This is a genomic window from Terasakiella brassicae, from assembly GCF_014641495.1.
GTDB classification, from domain to species: Bacteria; Pseudomonadota; Alphaproteobacteria; order Rhodospirillales; family Terasakiellaceae; genus Terasakiella; species Terasakiella brassicae.
In genome coordinates this window covers 220,359-236,312 of the sequence record NZ_BMHV01000001.1, presented here as the reverse complement: position 1 = coordinate 236,312, position 15,954 = coordinate 220,359, and the positions used below count along the sequence as shown (strand labels likewise).

Below are 15,954 nucleotides of genomic sequence, written 5' to 3'. Positions count from 1 at the left end.
CCGGGAACTCCTTAACTCAGTTCTTGTTTCTTTAATACGATTTGCGAGATGGGAACAAGGCTAAACCCCTTGCTACGCGCCAAGGGGAGCCATTCTTTTAAGGCGTCAATGGTACCGTCGCGCGGATGCCCGATACCGACGGCAAAGCCTGTTTTTCGTGAAACTCTTTCTAATAAGCTTAATTGTTTGAGCACGGCTGTTTTGTCGTTTACGTTATCTAGAAAGACATTGCGTTCTGCAAAAGGAACCCCTTCCTGCGCGGCCATTTCACCGCCAACAGATTTTGCGTTGGTGCGGGAATCTAAAAATAACATTTCGCGATTACGCAATTCCGCCATGAGGGCGCTCATTACTGTCTTATCAGTTGTTGCGCGACTGCCCATATGGTTGTTAACACCGACATAGCCGCCAAAACGTTCCAAATTCCAATGAATACGGTCTTGCAGGTCTTCATGGGCAAGATGGGTGTTTAAATGGTTCGGGCCCGCATCCAATTTTTCATTCAAAGGTTCCATTGGAAGGTGAACTAAAAGTTCGTGTCCGTTGTTGCGCGCTGTTGCGGTTTGTTTATCCAGACTTTTGGCATAAGGGATAAAAGCCATCGTCAACGGGGCGGGTAAAGCGAGTGTGCGCGCTGTGCGTTTACGGTCTAATCCCAAATCGTCAATAACAACGGCGATCATGGGTTTATTGGTCGGCACATCCATTTTTAAAGCATATTGCATCCAACGCGGTTGTAAGTGTTGCGGGGCAACGATGACGGGGGCGCGTTCTGTATTTGGAACAATTGCAGGCGTATACACGTCCTGAGGCAAAGCTTCTTCATAAACAGCGGCAGGTGGCTGGGGTTTTGCAGTCATATCCACACTGTTGACGCGTGGCTGCACTGTGAAAGGGATCTGTTTTTTTAAGGGGCGTTTGGGGAGCAACTCACGCACATGGGGGTCGATCTCGGCTTCCTTTGCGGCCAGAATAAGCGGCGCATCAGGCAGACGGATCATTTCAGGGGCTTGGGCATGTTCTTTGTACCACGCTTGGCCTTGTGCCTTTTGTGGCGGATTATCGCTGAATATCCGGTCTTTAAAATAGACGGCACCATAAACCAGCGGTCCGCCAATCAGCAATGCGCCGATCAGCGGTCCCAGATTTGTTTTTTTCTTTTTCCTATTCCGTGGTTTCGGCGCAGCCACAGCTGTCTTCCTTTAAAAAGCTGTTTAGGATCGGGCAATCCGGGCGATCATCCCCGTGGCAGCAATCGACCAGATTTTTCAAGGTATCGCGGATGCCTTCCAGTTCCTTGATGCGGTTTTCGACTTCGTCAATATGACGTTTGGCAAGTTCGCGCACATCACGCGATGCACGGTTTTTGTCTTGCCAAAGTTCCAGAAGATTACCGACGTCTTTCAGTGGAAATCCCATTTTGCGGGCACTTTGGATAAAACGCAGGATTTCAACATCGCGTTCGCAATAATCGCGATAGCCGTTATCCGCGCGTGCCGGTTCGGGCATCAGATCAATGCTTTCATAATAACGGATGGTCTTGGCGCTGATGCCGGTTAATTTGGAGACCTTACTTATATTCATGGCTTCCACCGTTTCAATAACAAGGAGTTGGTGACCACACTTACACTACTGAGCGCCATTGCACCACCGGCAATTACCGGATTAAGTAAACCAAGCGCCGCAGCCGGTAAGGCAACGACATTGTAGAAAAAGGCCCAGAACAGGTTCTGGCGGATTTTGTTGTAGGTTGCATTGGAAATATCAATGGCCTGCGCCACCAGTGCCGGGTCTGCGCGCATCAACGTTATGCCTGCACTGTGAATGGCAACGTCCGATCCGGTGCCCATTGCAAAACTAACATCGGCGGCTGCCAAGGCGGGGGCATCGTTGACACCGTCACCGACCATAGCAACCGTTGCGCCCTTTGCTTTCAATTGATTGACCTGATCGGCTTTATCTGCGGGCAGGACTTCCGCAATAACGGTTTCGATGCCGACTTGCTGGGCAACGCTTTGCGCCGTTTTTTTGTTATCCCCACTAAGGAGCACTGGCGTAATGCCTTTTTCTTTCAAGGTGGCAATTGCTTGTTTGGCACTGGCTTTGATTTTATCGCCAATGGCAAAAATACCGAGGACGCTTTCATCATTTTCCAGCCAAACAACCGTGTGACCACGTTCTTCCCATTTCTGGGCCTGATTTTCAAAGGGGGCAAGCGCGTTTTGCATATGTTTGCGATTGCCCAAGCGATAGACAACATTGTCGATTTGTCCGCTGATCCCCTGCCCTGTGGTCGCCTGAAAATCGTAAACTTCTGATAATTTCGTATTGGTGATAAAGGCTTTTGCCAAGGGGTGCTCGCTGCCTTGTTGCAAACTGGCAGCGATAAAAAGAAAATCACCGCTTTGATCAATCAATTCGGGCTTGCCTTCGGTCAACGTTCCTGTTTTGTCGAAAATAACAGTATCGATCTTGTGGGCAAGTTCCAGTGATTGCGCATCCTTAATCAAAATACCGTGACGTGCGCCGACCCCGGTTCCCGCCATAATCGCAGTGGGCGTGGCCAAACCAAGGGCGCAAGGGCATGCGATAACCAGTACTGTTACGGCGTTAATAATGGCAATATCAATGCTGACCCCATAAATCAGCCATCCAACCAAGGTAAATAAGGCGATAACACAGACAATGGGGACAAAAATGGCGGCAATACGGTCTGCGAGTTTCTGCACGGGCGCTTTACTGGCTTGGGCGCCCTGGATCATCTCAATAATCTTGGACAGCACAGTTTCCTGACCAATTGCTGTTGTTTCAATAACCAGCAGGCCGGAACCGTTAATGGCTCCCCCCGTTACCTCGTCATTTATGGATTTTGTAACGGGCATACTTTCTCCGGTGAGCATGGATTCATCCAGCTCACTGTGACCTTTGATAATTTTTCCATCAACCGGGATATTCTCACCGGGTTTGACAATGATAAGGTCACCAAGGCGAATATCCCTGATAGAGACAGTTTTTTCTGTGTCACCTTCTTGCTTGCGGGCGGTTTCCGGGCGCAGATGCATCAAGGCACGAATGGCTTGTGTAACCCCGTGTTTGGCACGATTTTCCAGCCATTTCCCCAACAGGATTAAGCTGGTCACGGCTGCCGCAGCTTCGAAATACAGGGCTTGATGATTGCCGGATGGGGCAAATAATTCATAGAGACTGAGCCCAAAGGCCGCCGTTGTGCCAAGGGAAACAAGTAAATCCATATTCCCTGTCAAGCCTTTAAGTGCGGCCCAGGCTGATCCATAAAATCGATAAACGGCAACCAGTTGCACCGGGGTTGCGAGTAAAAGCTGAACATAGCCGTTTAAATGCCAAGTGATCCCAAAGGGCATCAACACCATCGGGGCAACCAAGGGGATGGTCAGGAGCAAACAGAAGATCAAAATCCCTTTTTCACGATTATCGGGCTTTTCTTCCGGCTCAAATGTATCGTCACGTATTTCAGTGGCACCAAATCCGGCTTTTTCGATCTTGGTAATCAAATCACCAACCGATAACTGGTCGTTACTTACATTGACATGAGCCTGTTCTATGGCGAGATTAACCGTTGCCTCTTTCACTCCGTCCATGCGGTTGAGAACTTTCTCAATGCGACTGGAGCAAGACGCACACGTCATTCCGGTGATGTTCAGTTTATACTCTGTCATGGCTTTACCTTCCATCTAACTGTAATGTTATATGGTCTTTCCAGTAAGGGCAAGGTCAAGGGATAAATTATTCGAATTTGACGACATTTTATGGCTATATTCACCTTGACCTTACGGCAGTCTGCTTGCATTCTGCGTCCATAAAGAATTTTGTTTGGGGTATATGCTTTGTGTGACACCTGAACTTTTACATGTAAGTTGCTGATATGTTTCTGTTAATTGATAATTATGATAGCTTCACCTATAACCTCGTTCACTATTTCGGGGAACTGGGGGCGGAGATGGTCGTGCGGCGAAATGATGTGCTCAGCGCGGATGAGGCGATGGCCTTAAATCCGGAAGGGATCATTTTGTCCCCCGGTCCTTGTGATCCTGATCAGGCTGGTATTTGTTTGGAATTGATTGCAAAGGCATCTGGCAAGTTGCCGATTTTCGGGGTTTGTCTGGGGCATCAATCCATTGGTCAGGCCTTTGGGGCAAAGATTGTGCGCGCCCCTGAACCTATGCATGGAAAAATCAGTGCGATCCATCATGAAGGCAAAGGCGTTTTTGCCAATATACCCTCGCCGCTGGCTGTGACGCGCTATCACTCTCTGACCATCGATCCGGCAAGTATGCCCGATTGTCTGGAGGTGACATCGCAAACTGAGGATGGCGTCATTATGGGGGTGCAACATAAAGAATTGCCCATTCACGGTGTGCAGTTCCACCCTGAAAGCATTGCTTCGGAACATGGGCATCAGCTTTTGAAAAACTTTTTAGAACTCGCAGAAAAACAGGGATAAGCCAGATGAGTGACGCGATGAAACCCCTTATTGCCAAGGTTGCCGATGGCTTGTCCTTGACGCAGGAAGAAGCCAAAGCCGCCTTTGATATTATTATGACAGGTGAAGCCAGTGCGGCACAAATTGGCGGTTTTTTGATGGCGTTACGTGTGCGTGGTGAAACTGTGGATGAAATTACAGGCGCCGTGACGACCATGCGCGAACAAATGCGCCCGATCAAGGCACCGGCCGATGCGATTGATATTGTCGGCACAGGCGGGGATGCCAAAGGAACGTTGAACATTTCAACCGCGACAGCTTTTGTGGTGGCGGGGTGTGGTGTGACGGTTGCAAAACACGGTAATAAGGCTTTGTCTTCGAAGTCGGGGGCCGCAGATGTTCTGTCCAGTCTTGGATTGAATATGGAAGCCCCTGTGCCCATAGTGGAAAAAGCCATTGCCGAAGTCGGGATCGGTTTTTTAATGGCCCCGCTTTATCATACCGCCATGCGTTTTGTCGGTCCGCACCGGGTGGAGCTTGGCACGCGTACGATTTTCAACCTTGTCGGACCGTTGTCCAATCCGGCAGGTGTGAAACGCCAAATGACCGGGGTTTTTGATAAACGCTGGGTGCGCCCAATGGCAGAGGTGCTGGGGCGTTTGGGCAGCGAGAAAGTCTGGATCGTGCATGGCAGCGACGGCATGGATGAAATCACAACAACGGGTCCGTCTTATGTGGCGGAGTTTGCAAACGGTCAAGTCCGTGAATTTGAAATTAATCCAAGCGATTTTGGTTTGTCACTGGTCAGTGAAGAAGACCTTAAAGGCGGTGACGCGGCCCATAATGCGGCAGCGATCCATCGTTTGTTTGATGGTGAAACCGGCCCATATCGCGATGTTGTGTTGTTAAATGCGGCTGCCTCTTTGATGGTGGCAGATAAAGTCACAAGTCTGACGGATGGCATGGCAATGGCTGCGGATTCAATTGATCAAGGTAAGGCAAAAGCAGCCTTGGCGAATTTGGTCAAGGCCACAAACGGAGAATAAGTCAGTGAGTGATATTCTGGCAAAAATTTGTGCCGATAAACGGGACTACGTTGAACATTGTAAAAAACGCAAAAGCCTGAACATTTTGGAAGTTGCAGCCAAGCAAGCCTCACGACCACGCGGGTTTATCAGTGCGTTGAAAACACGGGTGCGTGCAAAACAATATGGGTTGATTGCGGAAATAAAAAAGGCATCCCCGTCCAAAGGGTTGATCCGTCCCGACTTTGACCCCGTGGCGATTGCCAAAGCCTATGAAGCAGGTGGTGCGGCCTGTATGTCTGTCTTAACGGATGTTCCCTATTTTCAAGGGGCTGACGAATATCTGGTTGTGGCGCGCAATGCCGTATCCCTGCCGGTTTTACGCAAAGACTTTATGATTGATACCTATCAGGTCACGGAAGCCCGTGCCTTGGGCGCAGATTGTATTTTGCTGATTATGGCGGCGTTGTCAGATGATCTGGCAGCGGAGTTGGAAGAAAAAGCCATCTCTTACGGGATGGATTGTCTGATTGAAGTGCACGATGAAGAAGAAATGGAACGTGCCTTGAAATTGAAATCCAAATTAATCGGCGTGAATAACCGGAACCTGAAGACGATGGAAATCAGCCTGACGACAACGGAACGTCTGGCCCCAATGGCCCCAAAAGATCGATTGCTGGTTTGTGAAAGCGGGATTTTTAACCCGGAAGATCTGGCCCGCATGTCCAAAGTCAATGCCAACTGTTTCCTTGTTGGGGAATCTTTGATGCGACAGGACGATGTGGAAGCCGCAACACAAGCACTTTTGGCCCGCTGACATCTAAACACGCGATTTTAAGAGGAACATATGGGCGATCAGTTCACGCATTTCGATCAGGACGGGAACGCCGTGATGGTCGATGTCTCGGAAAAAGACATTACCGAACGCAGCGCCACCGCAAAAGGCAGTGTTATTATGCAGCCCGAAACGCTGGCACGCATTATGGACGGCACCATGAAGAAAGGTGATGTTCTCAGTGTTGCGCAACTGGCGGGCATTATGGGGGCGAAAAAAACGCCTGACTTAATTCCGTTATGTCACCCGCTGGCGTTGACATCGGTAAAAGTGGAACTGGTCTGTGTGCCCGAACGTAATGCTGTGGATGTGGAGGCAACCTGCAAGCTTAAGGGTCGTACCGGCGTCGAAATGGAAGCCTTAACAGCGGTCTCTGTTGCCTGTCTCACCGTTTATGACATGTGTAAGGCCGTTGATAAGGGAATGACGATTACGAATGTGCGTCTTACCTATAAGGAAGGCGGCAAATCAGGAAAGTTCGTCGCACAATGAGTTTAATCCCCTTAAACGATGCCTTTGCCAAAGTTGAAGAAGGTATTCGCACCCTGCCTGCTGAAATGGTTTCTGTTGCCGATGCCTTGGGCCGTGTGGTGGCTGAAGATGTTGCGGCGCGCCTGACCCAGCCCCCTGCCCCGGTTTCTGCAATGGATGGCTATGCGGTGGTGTCTTCTGATATCCCTGAACATCCTGTAAGCCTTAAACGTATTGGGGAATCACAAGCCGGTGGGCCGTTTATGGGGACGGTACAGTCTGGGCAATGTGTGCGTATCTTCACAGGTGCGCCCTTACCTGCAGGTACGGATGCGGTCATCATGCAGGAAGATACCGAGGTCGATGGCGATCTGATTACCTTTAAGGAAGTCGCGTTTGAAGGTAAGTTCGTGCGCCGTGCCGGGCTGGATTTTTCCAAAGGCGATATCCTGATTAAGAAAGGCCAAATTCTGTCCGCACGTGATATCGGGTTGTTGTGTGCGATGAATGTGCCGTGGGTCCATGTCTATCGCAAACCCCGTGTGGCGATTTTGGCAACGGGTGATGAACTGGTTATGCCTGGTGAAGCGTTGCGCGATAGCCAGATTATTTCATCCAATTCCCTGATGGTTGGGGCAATGGTCACTGCGATGGGCGGTGAAGCCATCAATCTGGGAATTGCGGATGATAGCGAAAGTTCCCTGCGATCCATGCTCGCTGGTGTGGACGGGGCGGATTTGCTGGTGACGTCCGGTGGTGTCTCTGTTGGTGAATATGATCTGGTTCGCAATGTCTTGGGTGAAGAAGGTCTGGATATTGATGTTTACCGGATTGCTATTAAGCCCGGTAAGCCGTTTATGTTTGGCCGCATCAAAGATAAACCCGCTATGGGGCTGCCGGGTAACCCGGTATCGGCTTATGTCACCGCCTTTATTTTTCTGCGTGCTGCTTTAAAGAAAATGCAAGGTTTGCCGTTTGAACAGGATAAACCTATTCGGGCCATTCTGGGCGGCGCTGTGAAAGCCAATGGGGCGCGACAGGAATTTATGCGCGCGGTCTTTGCTCATAACGAAAACGGACAACTTGTCGCAACCCCTTACGATAAGCAAGACAGTGCCATGCTGGCGAACCTTGCCCATTGCGAAGGTTTCATCATTCGCCCGGTTAACGCACCGGCCCTGGATAAAGGCGATGAAACAAACGTGATTTACGTTCGGGACTCTTTGCTTTCTGTCTGATGCCTATTCTGTAAGAACTTGTTTTGTTCTTGACCTGTTTGCGGAACTAAAGTAGAACATATAATGTGTTTTACTTTTGTTCCACTTCGGGAGGGTGAACAGCCATGCTGACGAAAAAACAATACGACCTGCTTTTGTTCCTTGAGAAACGTCTTAAGGATACAGGTGTTTCTCCTTCTTATGATGAAATGAAAGAAGCGCTGGACCTGAAGTCCAAATCAGGCATTCACCGTTTGATTACGGGATTGGAAGAACGTGGCTTTATCCGCCGTCTTCCCCACCGCGCCCGTGCGGTTGAGGTTTTACGTGTTCCTGAAAATCAGGATCAGCTTGATGCGCCTTTGCGTTCTGATAGCTCCAAGGTCCATGACTTACAGGAAATGCGCAATCAAGTGGGCGGTATAGACGGTAATAAACGCGCAAATACGGATATTTTACCGGACTCCGAAGCTGTGCAGCTTGCCCTTGTTGGCAAAATCGCTGCCGGTACACCGATTGCCGCCTTGCAGGATGATAGCAATCATGTGGATGTTCCCGCCAGTCTGTTGGGACTGGGGAACCACTATGCGTTGGAAGTCGAAGGCGATTCCATGATTGAGGCCGGGATTAACGATGGGGATACGGTGATCATTCAACGCTGCAATACCGCAGAAAATGGGGCGATTATCGTTGCGCTGGTCGATCAGGAAGAAGCAACTTTGAAAAAATTGCGCCGCAAAGGAGGCTCAATTGCGCTGGAACCGGCGAACCCGGCTTATGAAACCCGCATTTTGCCGCCGGACCGTGTGAAAATACAGGGGCGTCTTGTCGGTTTGATCCGCAAATATTAAGGTTTAATGATTGCCGTAAATGGTCCAGGGGCGCTGCCCTCTGACATCACGGGTGGTTTCCATTTCAATCTGACCCGTTGTGTCGATATAGATAGCATGTGCGCCGCTGTGTTTCAGGCTATGCTGATCAATAATCAATTGAGGTTCTGTGCAAACCGCAGGACTATGTTGGGGCGTGATTAAGATATCGGCGCGTTGGCAATCTTCATTCAAGGCCATAGAGTGACGGTTGAAGATAATCTGATAGCCGTTTCGGTTTCGTAACAGGCAGCCTTGACGGTCACAGGCCAGTTGTTGTTCGAATGAATTGAGCTGGTTTTCATCCTTCCCCCAACGGCGCAACCAGTTCTCGCGCGTATAAGCAGCGCGTCGTAATTGTGAGACAACGACTTCCCCGCTTTCTGTTTGAATGGCAGAAATTCGACCATCTCCGCTGATTAAAATATCGGGTTGTTTGTTATTGTAAATGACGATAAGCGCGATGAAGCTTGCAATAGCAAATGCAGGAAAGCGGATTTTTGATTTTAATAAACAAAGACATAAGCCCGCAAGCGTCAGAAAAATCAGGGAAAAGTCATTGAGGGCTGATATATTGATTTGCGCAAAAGGTAACCCGGCAGTTTCATTGGCAACCCATAACAACGCAGAAATGCCGTTCCCCATGACCCAGAGGGGGAATGCTTCCAGATGGAAAGGCATGAGAATGAGTGCGGCCAATCCAAACGGCATGATCAGAAAGACGGTTAGCGGAATCGCCAACAGATTTGCCCCAATCCCCCATAGCGCCACCCGGTTGAAATGATAGGCCGCAAAAGGTGTTGTTGCGCAAGTGGCGATCAGGCTGGATGAAAAAATATCACCAATATAGCCAATTATTTTCGGGCGACTGGGGCTGGGTTTGCGATGTTCGTAAAAAGCAATTAAGGCGGTAACGGCGGCAAACGAAAGTTGAAAGCTTGCGCCCATCAAACTTTCGGGGAACAAGATCAAAATAAAAATGGCCGCCCAAGCGACACTTCGCAGGGAAATGGCTTTTCGATCCAGTAAAACGCCAACCAAAACAATGGTGCTCATAATAAAGGCACGTATGGTGGGCACACTCGCCCCGGTTAAAAGGGTAAAGAACAAGGTTGCTGCAATGGCAAAGACAGCCGCCCATTTCTTCGTGGGATATCGCAAGGCCAAAGCTGGGATAAGGCTCAATAAGAAACGGACACAAAAGAAAAACAAAGCGCAGACCAAACCGATATGCAGGCCTGAAATGGCAAGAAGATGCGCCAGCCCGGATTTGCGAACATTTTCCATTGTCTCTTCGTTAATCAATCCCTTGCTTCCAGTCAGGAAAGTGGTGGCGAGACTTAAGGTGTCTTTGTCTTTTGGTTTATGGAAAAATTCTGTTAAGCGATTTTGTACAGATTGTCTCAGTTCTGCAAACAAATCGTACTGTCCATCTTCTGTATTTTTTAAGATTTCAAGGTTGCCATAGATAAAACCGATGGCACCGATGCCTTTAAAATAGGCGTATCGCTGAAAATCAAAGGCATGCGGGCTGACAGGTTGCGGAAGTGGTTTCAAGACCGCGCGTGTCTTAATCCATTGGCCTGTTTTTAAGTTGGAAATGGGGCTGTTTGCATGTAATCGCACGCGACTGGGAATATGATCGGCACGTAAACGGCTGATTTGCAAGTTATCAAGAACCAGTTTTATTCCCTTTTCTTCGGGGATAATTTTAGCGATTCGTCCTTGAATTTGTGTGGCGCCAACACTGTATGGCAGTACTTTGGTATCAACAGAGAGTGTTCTCAATTGTGCTGATGAAAAACCGACGAATATTATAGTCAGTGACAAAGTACTTAAGAATACAATGTAATAATCACGTAAATAATACGTGGTCAGACCACTTATAAATAGGCAAGTTAACCCTGTCCAAGTAGGGAGTTCTGTGGTGATACCAAAATAAAAAGCAATTCCAACGGCAAGTAGAACCGGAATCCACAAGAAAAAATGATCTTTTTCTTGAGTTAAAAAGAGCTTAAAAGGCGTTGAAAAATAAAGCTTTTGATATTTGTGTCGGATTTTTGACAGTATTTTTTCAAAAGCAACTAATGCACATCTCATTTTTATATGGTACACAACCGCCAACTAAAGAAACAACAAAGATTTTGGCTACATGACTGTCGTAACACGATTTGCTCCTTCTCCGACCGGCTACCTCCACATTGGTGGGGCGCGTACGGCTCTTTTCAACTGGCTATTCGCCCGTCATCATAACGGAAAATTCCTTCTACGTATCGAAGATACTGACCGTGAACGTTCAACGGACGATGCAGTGGATAAAATTTTTGACGGCTTGAACTGGCTCGGCATTGATTGGGATGGCGATGTCGTTTCTCAATTTGAACGCCGGGATCGTCATGCAGAGGTTGCGCAGCAACTTCTTGCGGAAGGCAAAGCGTACTATTGTTATTGCACACCGGATGAATTGACCGAGATGCGCGAAAAAGCCCGCGCAGAAGGCCGCACGGTGGCTTATGATCGTCGTTGGCGTGATTCTGATGCGACCCCGCCGGAAGGTATTAAACCGGTTGTTCGCCTGAAAGCCCCGCTGGAAGGTGAAACAACCGTTGTTGATGCCGTACAGGGTGAAGTGAAAGTCGCAAATGACAAGATCGATGATATGATCCTGTTACGTGGTGATGGTACACCGACTTATATGTTGGCTGTGGTTGTCGATGATCACGATATGGGGGTTACCCATGCTATTCGTGGTGACGACCATTTAACCAATACCTTCCGACAAAAAGTAATTTATGATGCAATGGGCTGGGAAACACCGACTTTTGCGCATATTCCACTGATCCACGGTTCTGATGGAAAAAAACTGTCCAAGCGTCATGGGGCTTTGGCTGCATCCAGTTACCGCGATGATGGTTTCCTGCCCGAAGCCATGTGCAATTATCTGCTGCGTCTGGGCTGGGGGCATGGCGATGATGAATTTATACCGCGTGAAAAAGCGATTGAATGGTTCGATCTGGACGGCATCGGGAAATCCCCTGCCCGTTTTGACACCGTCAAGCTGACCGCGTTGAATTTTGAATATATGCGTCAGGCCGATGATGCCCGTTTGACAGAACTTGTCTTGCCCTTGATTGAAAACAATCTGGGGGATGAGTTTAATAAAGACGGGACCGCTTGGCTTCAGGCCGGTATGCCCGGCTTAAAAGAACGTGCCAAAACTTTGTTGGAACTGGCAGACAGCAGCGCGTTTTATCTGCGCAGCCTGCCGTTCACATATGATGACAAAGCTTTGAAACTTATCAATAAAGGCAACGCAAAAGAGCTGCTAGAGCAGTTTGTTGCGGGCCTTGAAACTGTGTCTGAATGGACGCAGGAAAACCTTGAAAATGCGGCTAAAGCCTTGGCAGAAAGTCAAGAAGTCGGTCTTGGCAAAATTGCCCAGCCAATCCGCGTTGCCTTGACGGGATCCACCGTTTCGCCTTCCGTTTTCGAAGTTATGGCCGTTTTAGGCCGTGATGAAACCGTGAAGCGATTAACGTGTGAGCCTGCCAATCAAGGAGAATAATTGTTTTTTTGACTAACAAGCAGTAAAGTCTGCACCAATATTATGTTAAGTCAGTTCACCTTGTCTTGGACAATTAGGTCCGAGCAACATTTATAAGGGGATGTCTCTAATGAGTTCTAAGAAGTCCTTTACTCTTACAGATAATCAGTCTGGGAAAAGTTACGAATTGCCGGTTATGGATGCGTCCGTTGGGCCGAGCGTTGTTGACGTTCGCAAGTTCTACGCAGATACCGACCATTTCACATATGACCCGGGTTTTACCTCCACAGGTTCCTGTGAGTCTAAAATCTCTTTCATCGACGGTGACAAAGGTATTTTGCAACACCGTGGTTACTCTATCGAAGACCTGGCTGAAAACTGTGACTTCATGGAAGTTGCTTATTTGTTGTTGAAAGGTGAATTGCCCAACATCGACGAAAAAGCCAAATTTGAAACCGACATCACCATGCACACAATGGTGCATGAGCAACTGCACAAATTCTATGACGGTTTCCGTCGCGATGCCCACCCGATGGCGATTATGGTCGGTGTTGTTGGCGCGTTGTCGGCCTTTTATCACGACTCACTGGATATCAACGATCCGCACCAGCGTATGGTTGCCTCTTATCGTTTGATTGCCAAAATGCCGACAATTGCGGCATGGGCTTACAAATATTCTGTAGGTCAACCCTTCATGTACCCGCGCAATGATATGCGTTATGCAGAAGACTTCCTGCATATGATGTTTGCTGTACCGTGCGAAGATTACAAAGTGAATCCGGTACTGGCAAAAGCGATGGACCGTATCTTGATCTTGCATGCTGATCACGAACAAAATGCGTCTACATCAACTGTTCGCTTGGCGGGATCTTCCGGTGCAAATCCGTTTGCTTGTATCGCTGCGGGTATCGCGTCCCTGTGGGGGCCGGCACACGGTGGTGCGAACGAAGCTGTTCTCAATATGTTGACAGAAATCGGTACGCCGGATCGTGTTGGTGAATTCGTTGCGAAAGCGAAAGATAAGAACGATCCGTTCCGTCTGATGGGCTTTGGTCACCGCGTTTACAAAAACTTTGACCCGCGCGCGAAAATCATGGCGAAAACCTGCCATGAAGTTCTCGGCGAGTTGGGCATCAAGGATGAGCCGCTGTTGGAGATTGCCATGCAGCTTGAAAAGATTGCTTTGGAAGACGATTACTTCATCGAGAAGAAACTCTACCCGAACGTTGATTTCTATTCCGGCATCATCTTGAAAGCGATGGGTATTCCGACATCTATGTTCACTGTCTTGTTTGCACTGGCCCGTACAACCGGCTGGATTGCACAGTGGAACGAAATGATCGAAGATCCGTCTCAGCGTATCGGTCGTCCGCGTCAGCTTTATACAGGTGAAGTAGATCGTGATTTCGTACCGTTGCACCAACGCTAAAATACGAACAAGCTTTCTGTTCTGATAAAAAGCCGCTCGAACATTCGGGCGGCTTTTTTATTTTATAAAATTAACGATAAACCGACACTCCACATCATAACTCCCGTGACCGCATCGATGACTTTCCATGTGATCGGGCGTTGCAGATGAGGCGATGCCCATGCCGCCCCAAGGGAGATCAGGGAAAACCAGAGAATGCTTGCACAGATGGCCCCAAATCCGAAATAGAGGCGTTCTTGTGTGTCGTATTGTGCCGCAATTCCCCCCAAGAGCACGACAGTGTCCAAATAGACATGCGGATTAAGCAGGGTGACGGCGATGGTATAGAAGAAGATCTCGCGGCGTGATTTCCCGTGTGACTTGTCTTGTTTAAGCTTGTGGTCACGGAAAAGGCTTTTGAAACTTTGGAAGCCGTACCACCCCAGAAAAAGTGCCCCACCCCACGCCATGATATCTGTCCAGACGGGGCTTGCCGATATTAAGGCACCTAAGCCGGCAACACTGGCGGAAATCAAAAGAATATCGCAGATTGCGCAGATAGCCGCGACCATAATATGATATTGGCGGCGTAAGCCTTGGCCCAGCACAAAGGCATTTTGTGCCCCGATTGCAATAATTAACCCCGCACCGATCGCCAACCCGGAAACAAAAGCTGAAATCATACTTAACCCTTTGGTTTACTTAATTTGTAGATAGATTTTTAACCAATTGGTCCTATAAATAGAAGTGAATAGTGCTTAATGTCGATAAGATGAGCTTATTAAATGCTGGATTATAAATTGGTTGAGGCCGTCTCTGCGGTCATTCGTTTGGGCTCTTTTGAAAAGGCCGCTCAGGAATTGGGGATGACGCAATCGGCTGTCTCTCAACGCATAAAGCTGTTGGAAGAACGGGTTGCACAACCGCTTGTCGTGCGTTCTAAACCGATTAAGGCAACGGATGCAGGTTTACGCTTGTATCGCCATTTTCAGCATGTCAACTTATTGGAACAGGAAATTCTGACAGACCTGCCTGACAGTCTGGAAAACACCCATTTCAGAGGGGTTTCTTTAGCGGTTAACGCCGATAGTCTTGCAACATGGTTTGTCCGGGTCGCCGAAGTTTTATTCTTGGATTATAATCTACTTGTAGATCTGTCTGTTGCCGATGAGACAAATACATTGGACCTCTTAAAACAAGGGACGGTCATGGCATCGGTCAGTACGCAGGATAAACGTATTCAAGGCTGTAAGGTCAAGGCGTTGGGCGCGATGCGATATGTTACTGTTGCCCGACTGGATTTTATCCAGCGTTATTTCCCGGATGGGGTAACGCCAAGTGCCCTTCGAAAAGCTCCTGCGGTGATTTTTGGGCGTGATGATGATTTGCATCAACGATTTCTGAAAAAGAACTACCGTATTGCAGCCGGGGAATTTCCAACGCATGTCGTTCCGTCATCGGAAGGATTTGTAAATGTAACCCGTACCGGTATGGCTTATGCTTTGGTGCCGGAAAATCAGGTAAAACCGTATCTGGAAAGTGGCGAATTGATTAAAATTTGTGACAAACTGGAAACGCGCCCGTTGTACCTGCATTATCACAATATTGATAGCCAGATGTTAAAAGCGGTGGTGAATGTTACACAAGCGATTGCCATGATGGAATTGGCAAAAATTAAAGAGTAAAGAAAAAGCCCTCTCGTATGTTGAAAGGGCTTTATCCGTTTATTGTTTTGTTTCAATCAGTTCTATTTTATACCCGTCTGGGTCTTCAATGAAGGCAATGACGGTTGTTCCGTGTTTCATTGGGCCGGGTTCACGAACAATTTTTGCCCCGATTTTACGTAAATCTTCACACGTTTTATAAATATCAGGAACACCCAAAGCCATATGCCCAAAGGCATTGCCGAGATCGTAAGGTTCATTTTGGTCCCAGTTATGGGTCAGTTCAATAACGGTGTGGTCTTTTTCGTCACCGTACCCGACAAAGGCAAGTGTAAATTGCCCATCGGGGTAGTCATTTTTTCGTAAAAGCGTCATGCCGAGGATATCGGTATAAAACTGAATGGACTTGTCCAAGTCAAAAACACGAATCATCGTATGAAGAAAACGGAAATCGGACATTGA

At 48.2% G+C, this 15,954-nt stretch carries 15 protein-coding genes; 9 read left to right on the top strand and 6 right to left on the bottom strand.

What is annotated here, in order from left to right; genetic code table 11:
- Nucleotides 1–11: 11 nt before the first annotated feature.
- Genes IEW74_RS01115 through IEW74_RS01105 form a run of 3 tightly spaced genes read right to left on the bottom strand, consistent with a single transcriptional unit; the run spans nucleotide 12 to nucleotide 3,695 of the window.
- Entirely contained in the window at nucleotides 12–1,190 is a 1,179-nt protein-coding gene (locus IEW74_RS01115; RefSeq protein ID WP_188660205.1) for a divergent polysaccharide deacetylase family protein, read from the bottom strand.
- Nucleotides 1,165–1,584, bottom strand: coding sequence for a Cu(I)-responsive transcriptional regulator (gene cueR / locus IEW74_RS01110; protein ID WP_188660203.1), 420 nt, complete (start codon nucleotides 1,582–1,584; stop codon nucleotides 1,165–1,167). The genes IEW74_RS01115 and cueR overlap by 26 nt, the downstream gene beginning before the upstream one ends.
- Nucleotides 1,581–3,695, bottom strand: coding sequence for a heavy metal translocating P-type ATPase (locus IEW74_RS01105; protein ID WP_229734195.1), 2,115 nt, complete (start codon nucleotides 3,693–3,695; stop codon nucleotides 1,581–1,583). Before IEW74_RS01105 ends, cueR begins: the two co-directional genes overlap by 4 nt.
- Before the next feature lie 206 nt (nucleotides 3,696–3,901).
- Between IEW74_RS01105 and IEW74_RS01100 the strand changes: the two genes are divergently transcribed.
- The 6 genes from IEW74_RS01100 (at nucleotide 3,902) to lexA (ending at nucleotide 8,858) form a co-directional block, all read left to right on the top strand.
- Nucleotides 3,902–4,480: an anthranilate synthase component II gene (locus tag IEW74_RS01100; protein ID WP_188660197.1), complete on the top strand. Its 579-nt coding sequence runs from the start codon at nucleotides 3,902–3,904 to the stop codon at nucleotides 4,478–4,480.
- Nucleotides 4,481–4,485: 5 nt separating this feature from the next.
- Complete coding sequence (gene trpD / locus IEW74_RS01095) at nucleotides 4,486–5,505, top strand: anthranilate phosphoribosyltransferase (RefSeq protein WP_188660193.1); 1,020 nt, start codon at nucleotides 4,486–4,488, stop codon at nucleotides 5,503–5,505.
- A gap of 4 nt (nucleotides 5,506–5,509) precedes the next feature.
- Nucleotides 5,510–6,301, top strand: a complete 792-nt coding sequence (gene trpC / locus IEW74_RS01090) for an indole-3-glycerol phosphate synthase TrpC (RefSeq protein WP_188660190.1) — start codon at nucleotides 5,510–5,512, stop codon at nucleotides 6,299–6,301.
- A 30-nt stretch (nucleotides 6,302–6,331) separates the two neighbouring features.
- Nucleotides 6,332–6,811 carry a cyclic pyranopterin monophosphate synthase MoaC gene (gene moaC / locus IEW74_RS01085; protein WP_188660188.1) on the top strand — a complete coding sequence of 160 codons (480 nt, stop codon included), beginning with the start codon at nucleotides 6,332–6,334 and terminating at the stop codon, nucleotides 6,809–6,811.
- Nucleotides 6,808–8,028: a molybdopterin molybdotransferase MoeA gene (locus IEW74_RS01080; RefSeq protein WP_188660186.1), complete on the top strand. Its 1,221-nt coding sequence runs from the start codon at nucleotides 6,808–6,810 to the stop codon at nucleotides 8,026–8,028. Before moaC ends, IEW74_RS01080 begins: the two co-directional genes overlap by 4 nt.
- Nucleotides 8,029–8,132: 104 nt before the next feature.
- Nucleotides 8,133–8,858, top strand: a complete 726-nt coding sequence (lexA, locus tag IEW74_RS01075; protein WP_188660183.1) for a transcriptional repressor LexA — start codon at nucleotides 8,133–8,135, stop codon at nucleotides 8,856–8,858.
- Between the two features lie 3 nt (nucleotides 8,859–8,861).
- Here the strand turns inward: lexA and IEW74_RS01070 are convergent, their stop codons facing one another.
- A complete protein-coding gene (locus tag IEW74_RS01070) occupies nucleotides 8,862–10,976 on the bottom strand; it encodes a ComEC/Rec2 family competence protein (protein WP_229734194.1) in 2,115 nt (704 codons plus the stop codon).
- 52 nt (nucleotides 10,977–11,028) lie between these two features.
- Here IEW74_RS01070 and gltX point away from each other — a divergent pair, with 52 nt between their 5' ends.
- Together gltX and gltA are read left to right on the top strand one after the other, a co-directional pair.
- Nucleotides 11,029–12,441, top strand: a complete 1,413-nt coding sequence (gene gltX / locus IEW74_RS01065; RefSeq protein WP_188660179.1) for a glutamate--tRNA ligase — start codon at nucleotides 11,029–11,031, stop codon at nucleotides 12,439–12,441.
- 109 nt (nucleotides 12,442–12,550) lie between these two features.
- Nucleotides 12,551–13,849 carry a citrate synthase gene (gene gltA / locus IEW74_RS01060; protein ID WP_188660177.1) on the top strand — a complete coding sequence of 433 codons (1,299 nt, stop codon included), beginning with the start codon at nucleotides 12,551–12,553 and terminating at the stop codon, nucleotides 13,847–13,849.
- Nucleotides 13,850–13,911: 62 nt separating this feature from the next.
- Here gltA and IEW74_RS01055 read toward each other — a convergent pair whose 3' ends face one another.
- The gene (locus tag IEW74_RS01055) at nucleotides 13,912–14,511 is read right to left on the bottom strand and encodes a LysE/ArgO family amino acid transporter (protein WP_188660174.1); all 600 of its coding nucleotides are present in this window, start codon (nucleotides 14,509–14,511) and stop codon (nucleotides 13,912–13,914) included.
- A 102-nt stretch (nucleotides 14,512–14,613) separates the two neighbouring features.
- On the opposite strand from IEW74_RS01055, the gene IEW74_RS01050 reads away from it, so the two are divergent.
- On the top strand, nucleotides 14,614–15,513 hold the full coding sequence (locus IEW74_RS01050; protein WP_188660171.1) for a LysR family transcriptional regulator ArgP: 900 nt from the start codon (nucleotides 14,614–14,616) through the stop codon (nucleotides 15,511–15,513).
- Between the two features lie 39 nt (nucleotides 15,514–15,552).
- On the opposite strand, the gene gloA is transcribed toward IEW74_RS01050, so the two are convergent.
- The gene (gene gloA, locus IEW74_RS01045; protein ID WP_188660168.1) at nucleotides 15,553–15,951 is read right to left on the bottom strand and encodes a lactoylglutathione lyase; all 399 of its coding nucleotides are present in this window, start codon (nucleotides 15,949–15,951) and stop codon (nucleotides 15,553–15,555) included.
- Between the last annotated feature and the right edge of the window lie 3 nt (nucleotides 15,952–15,954).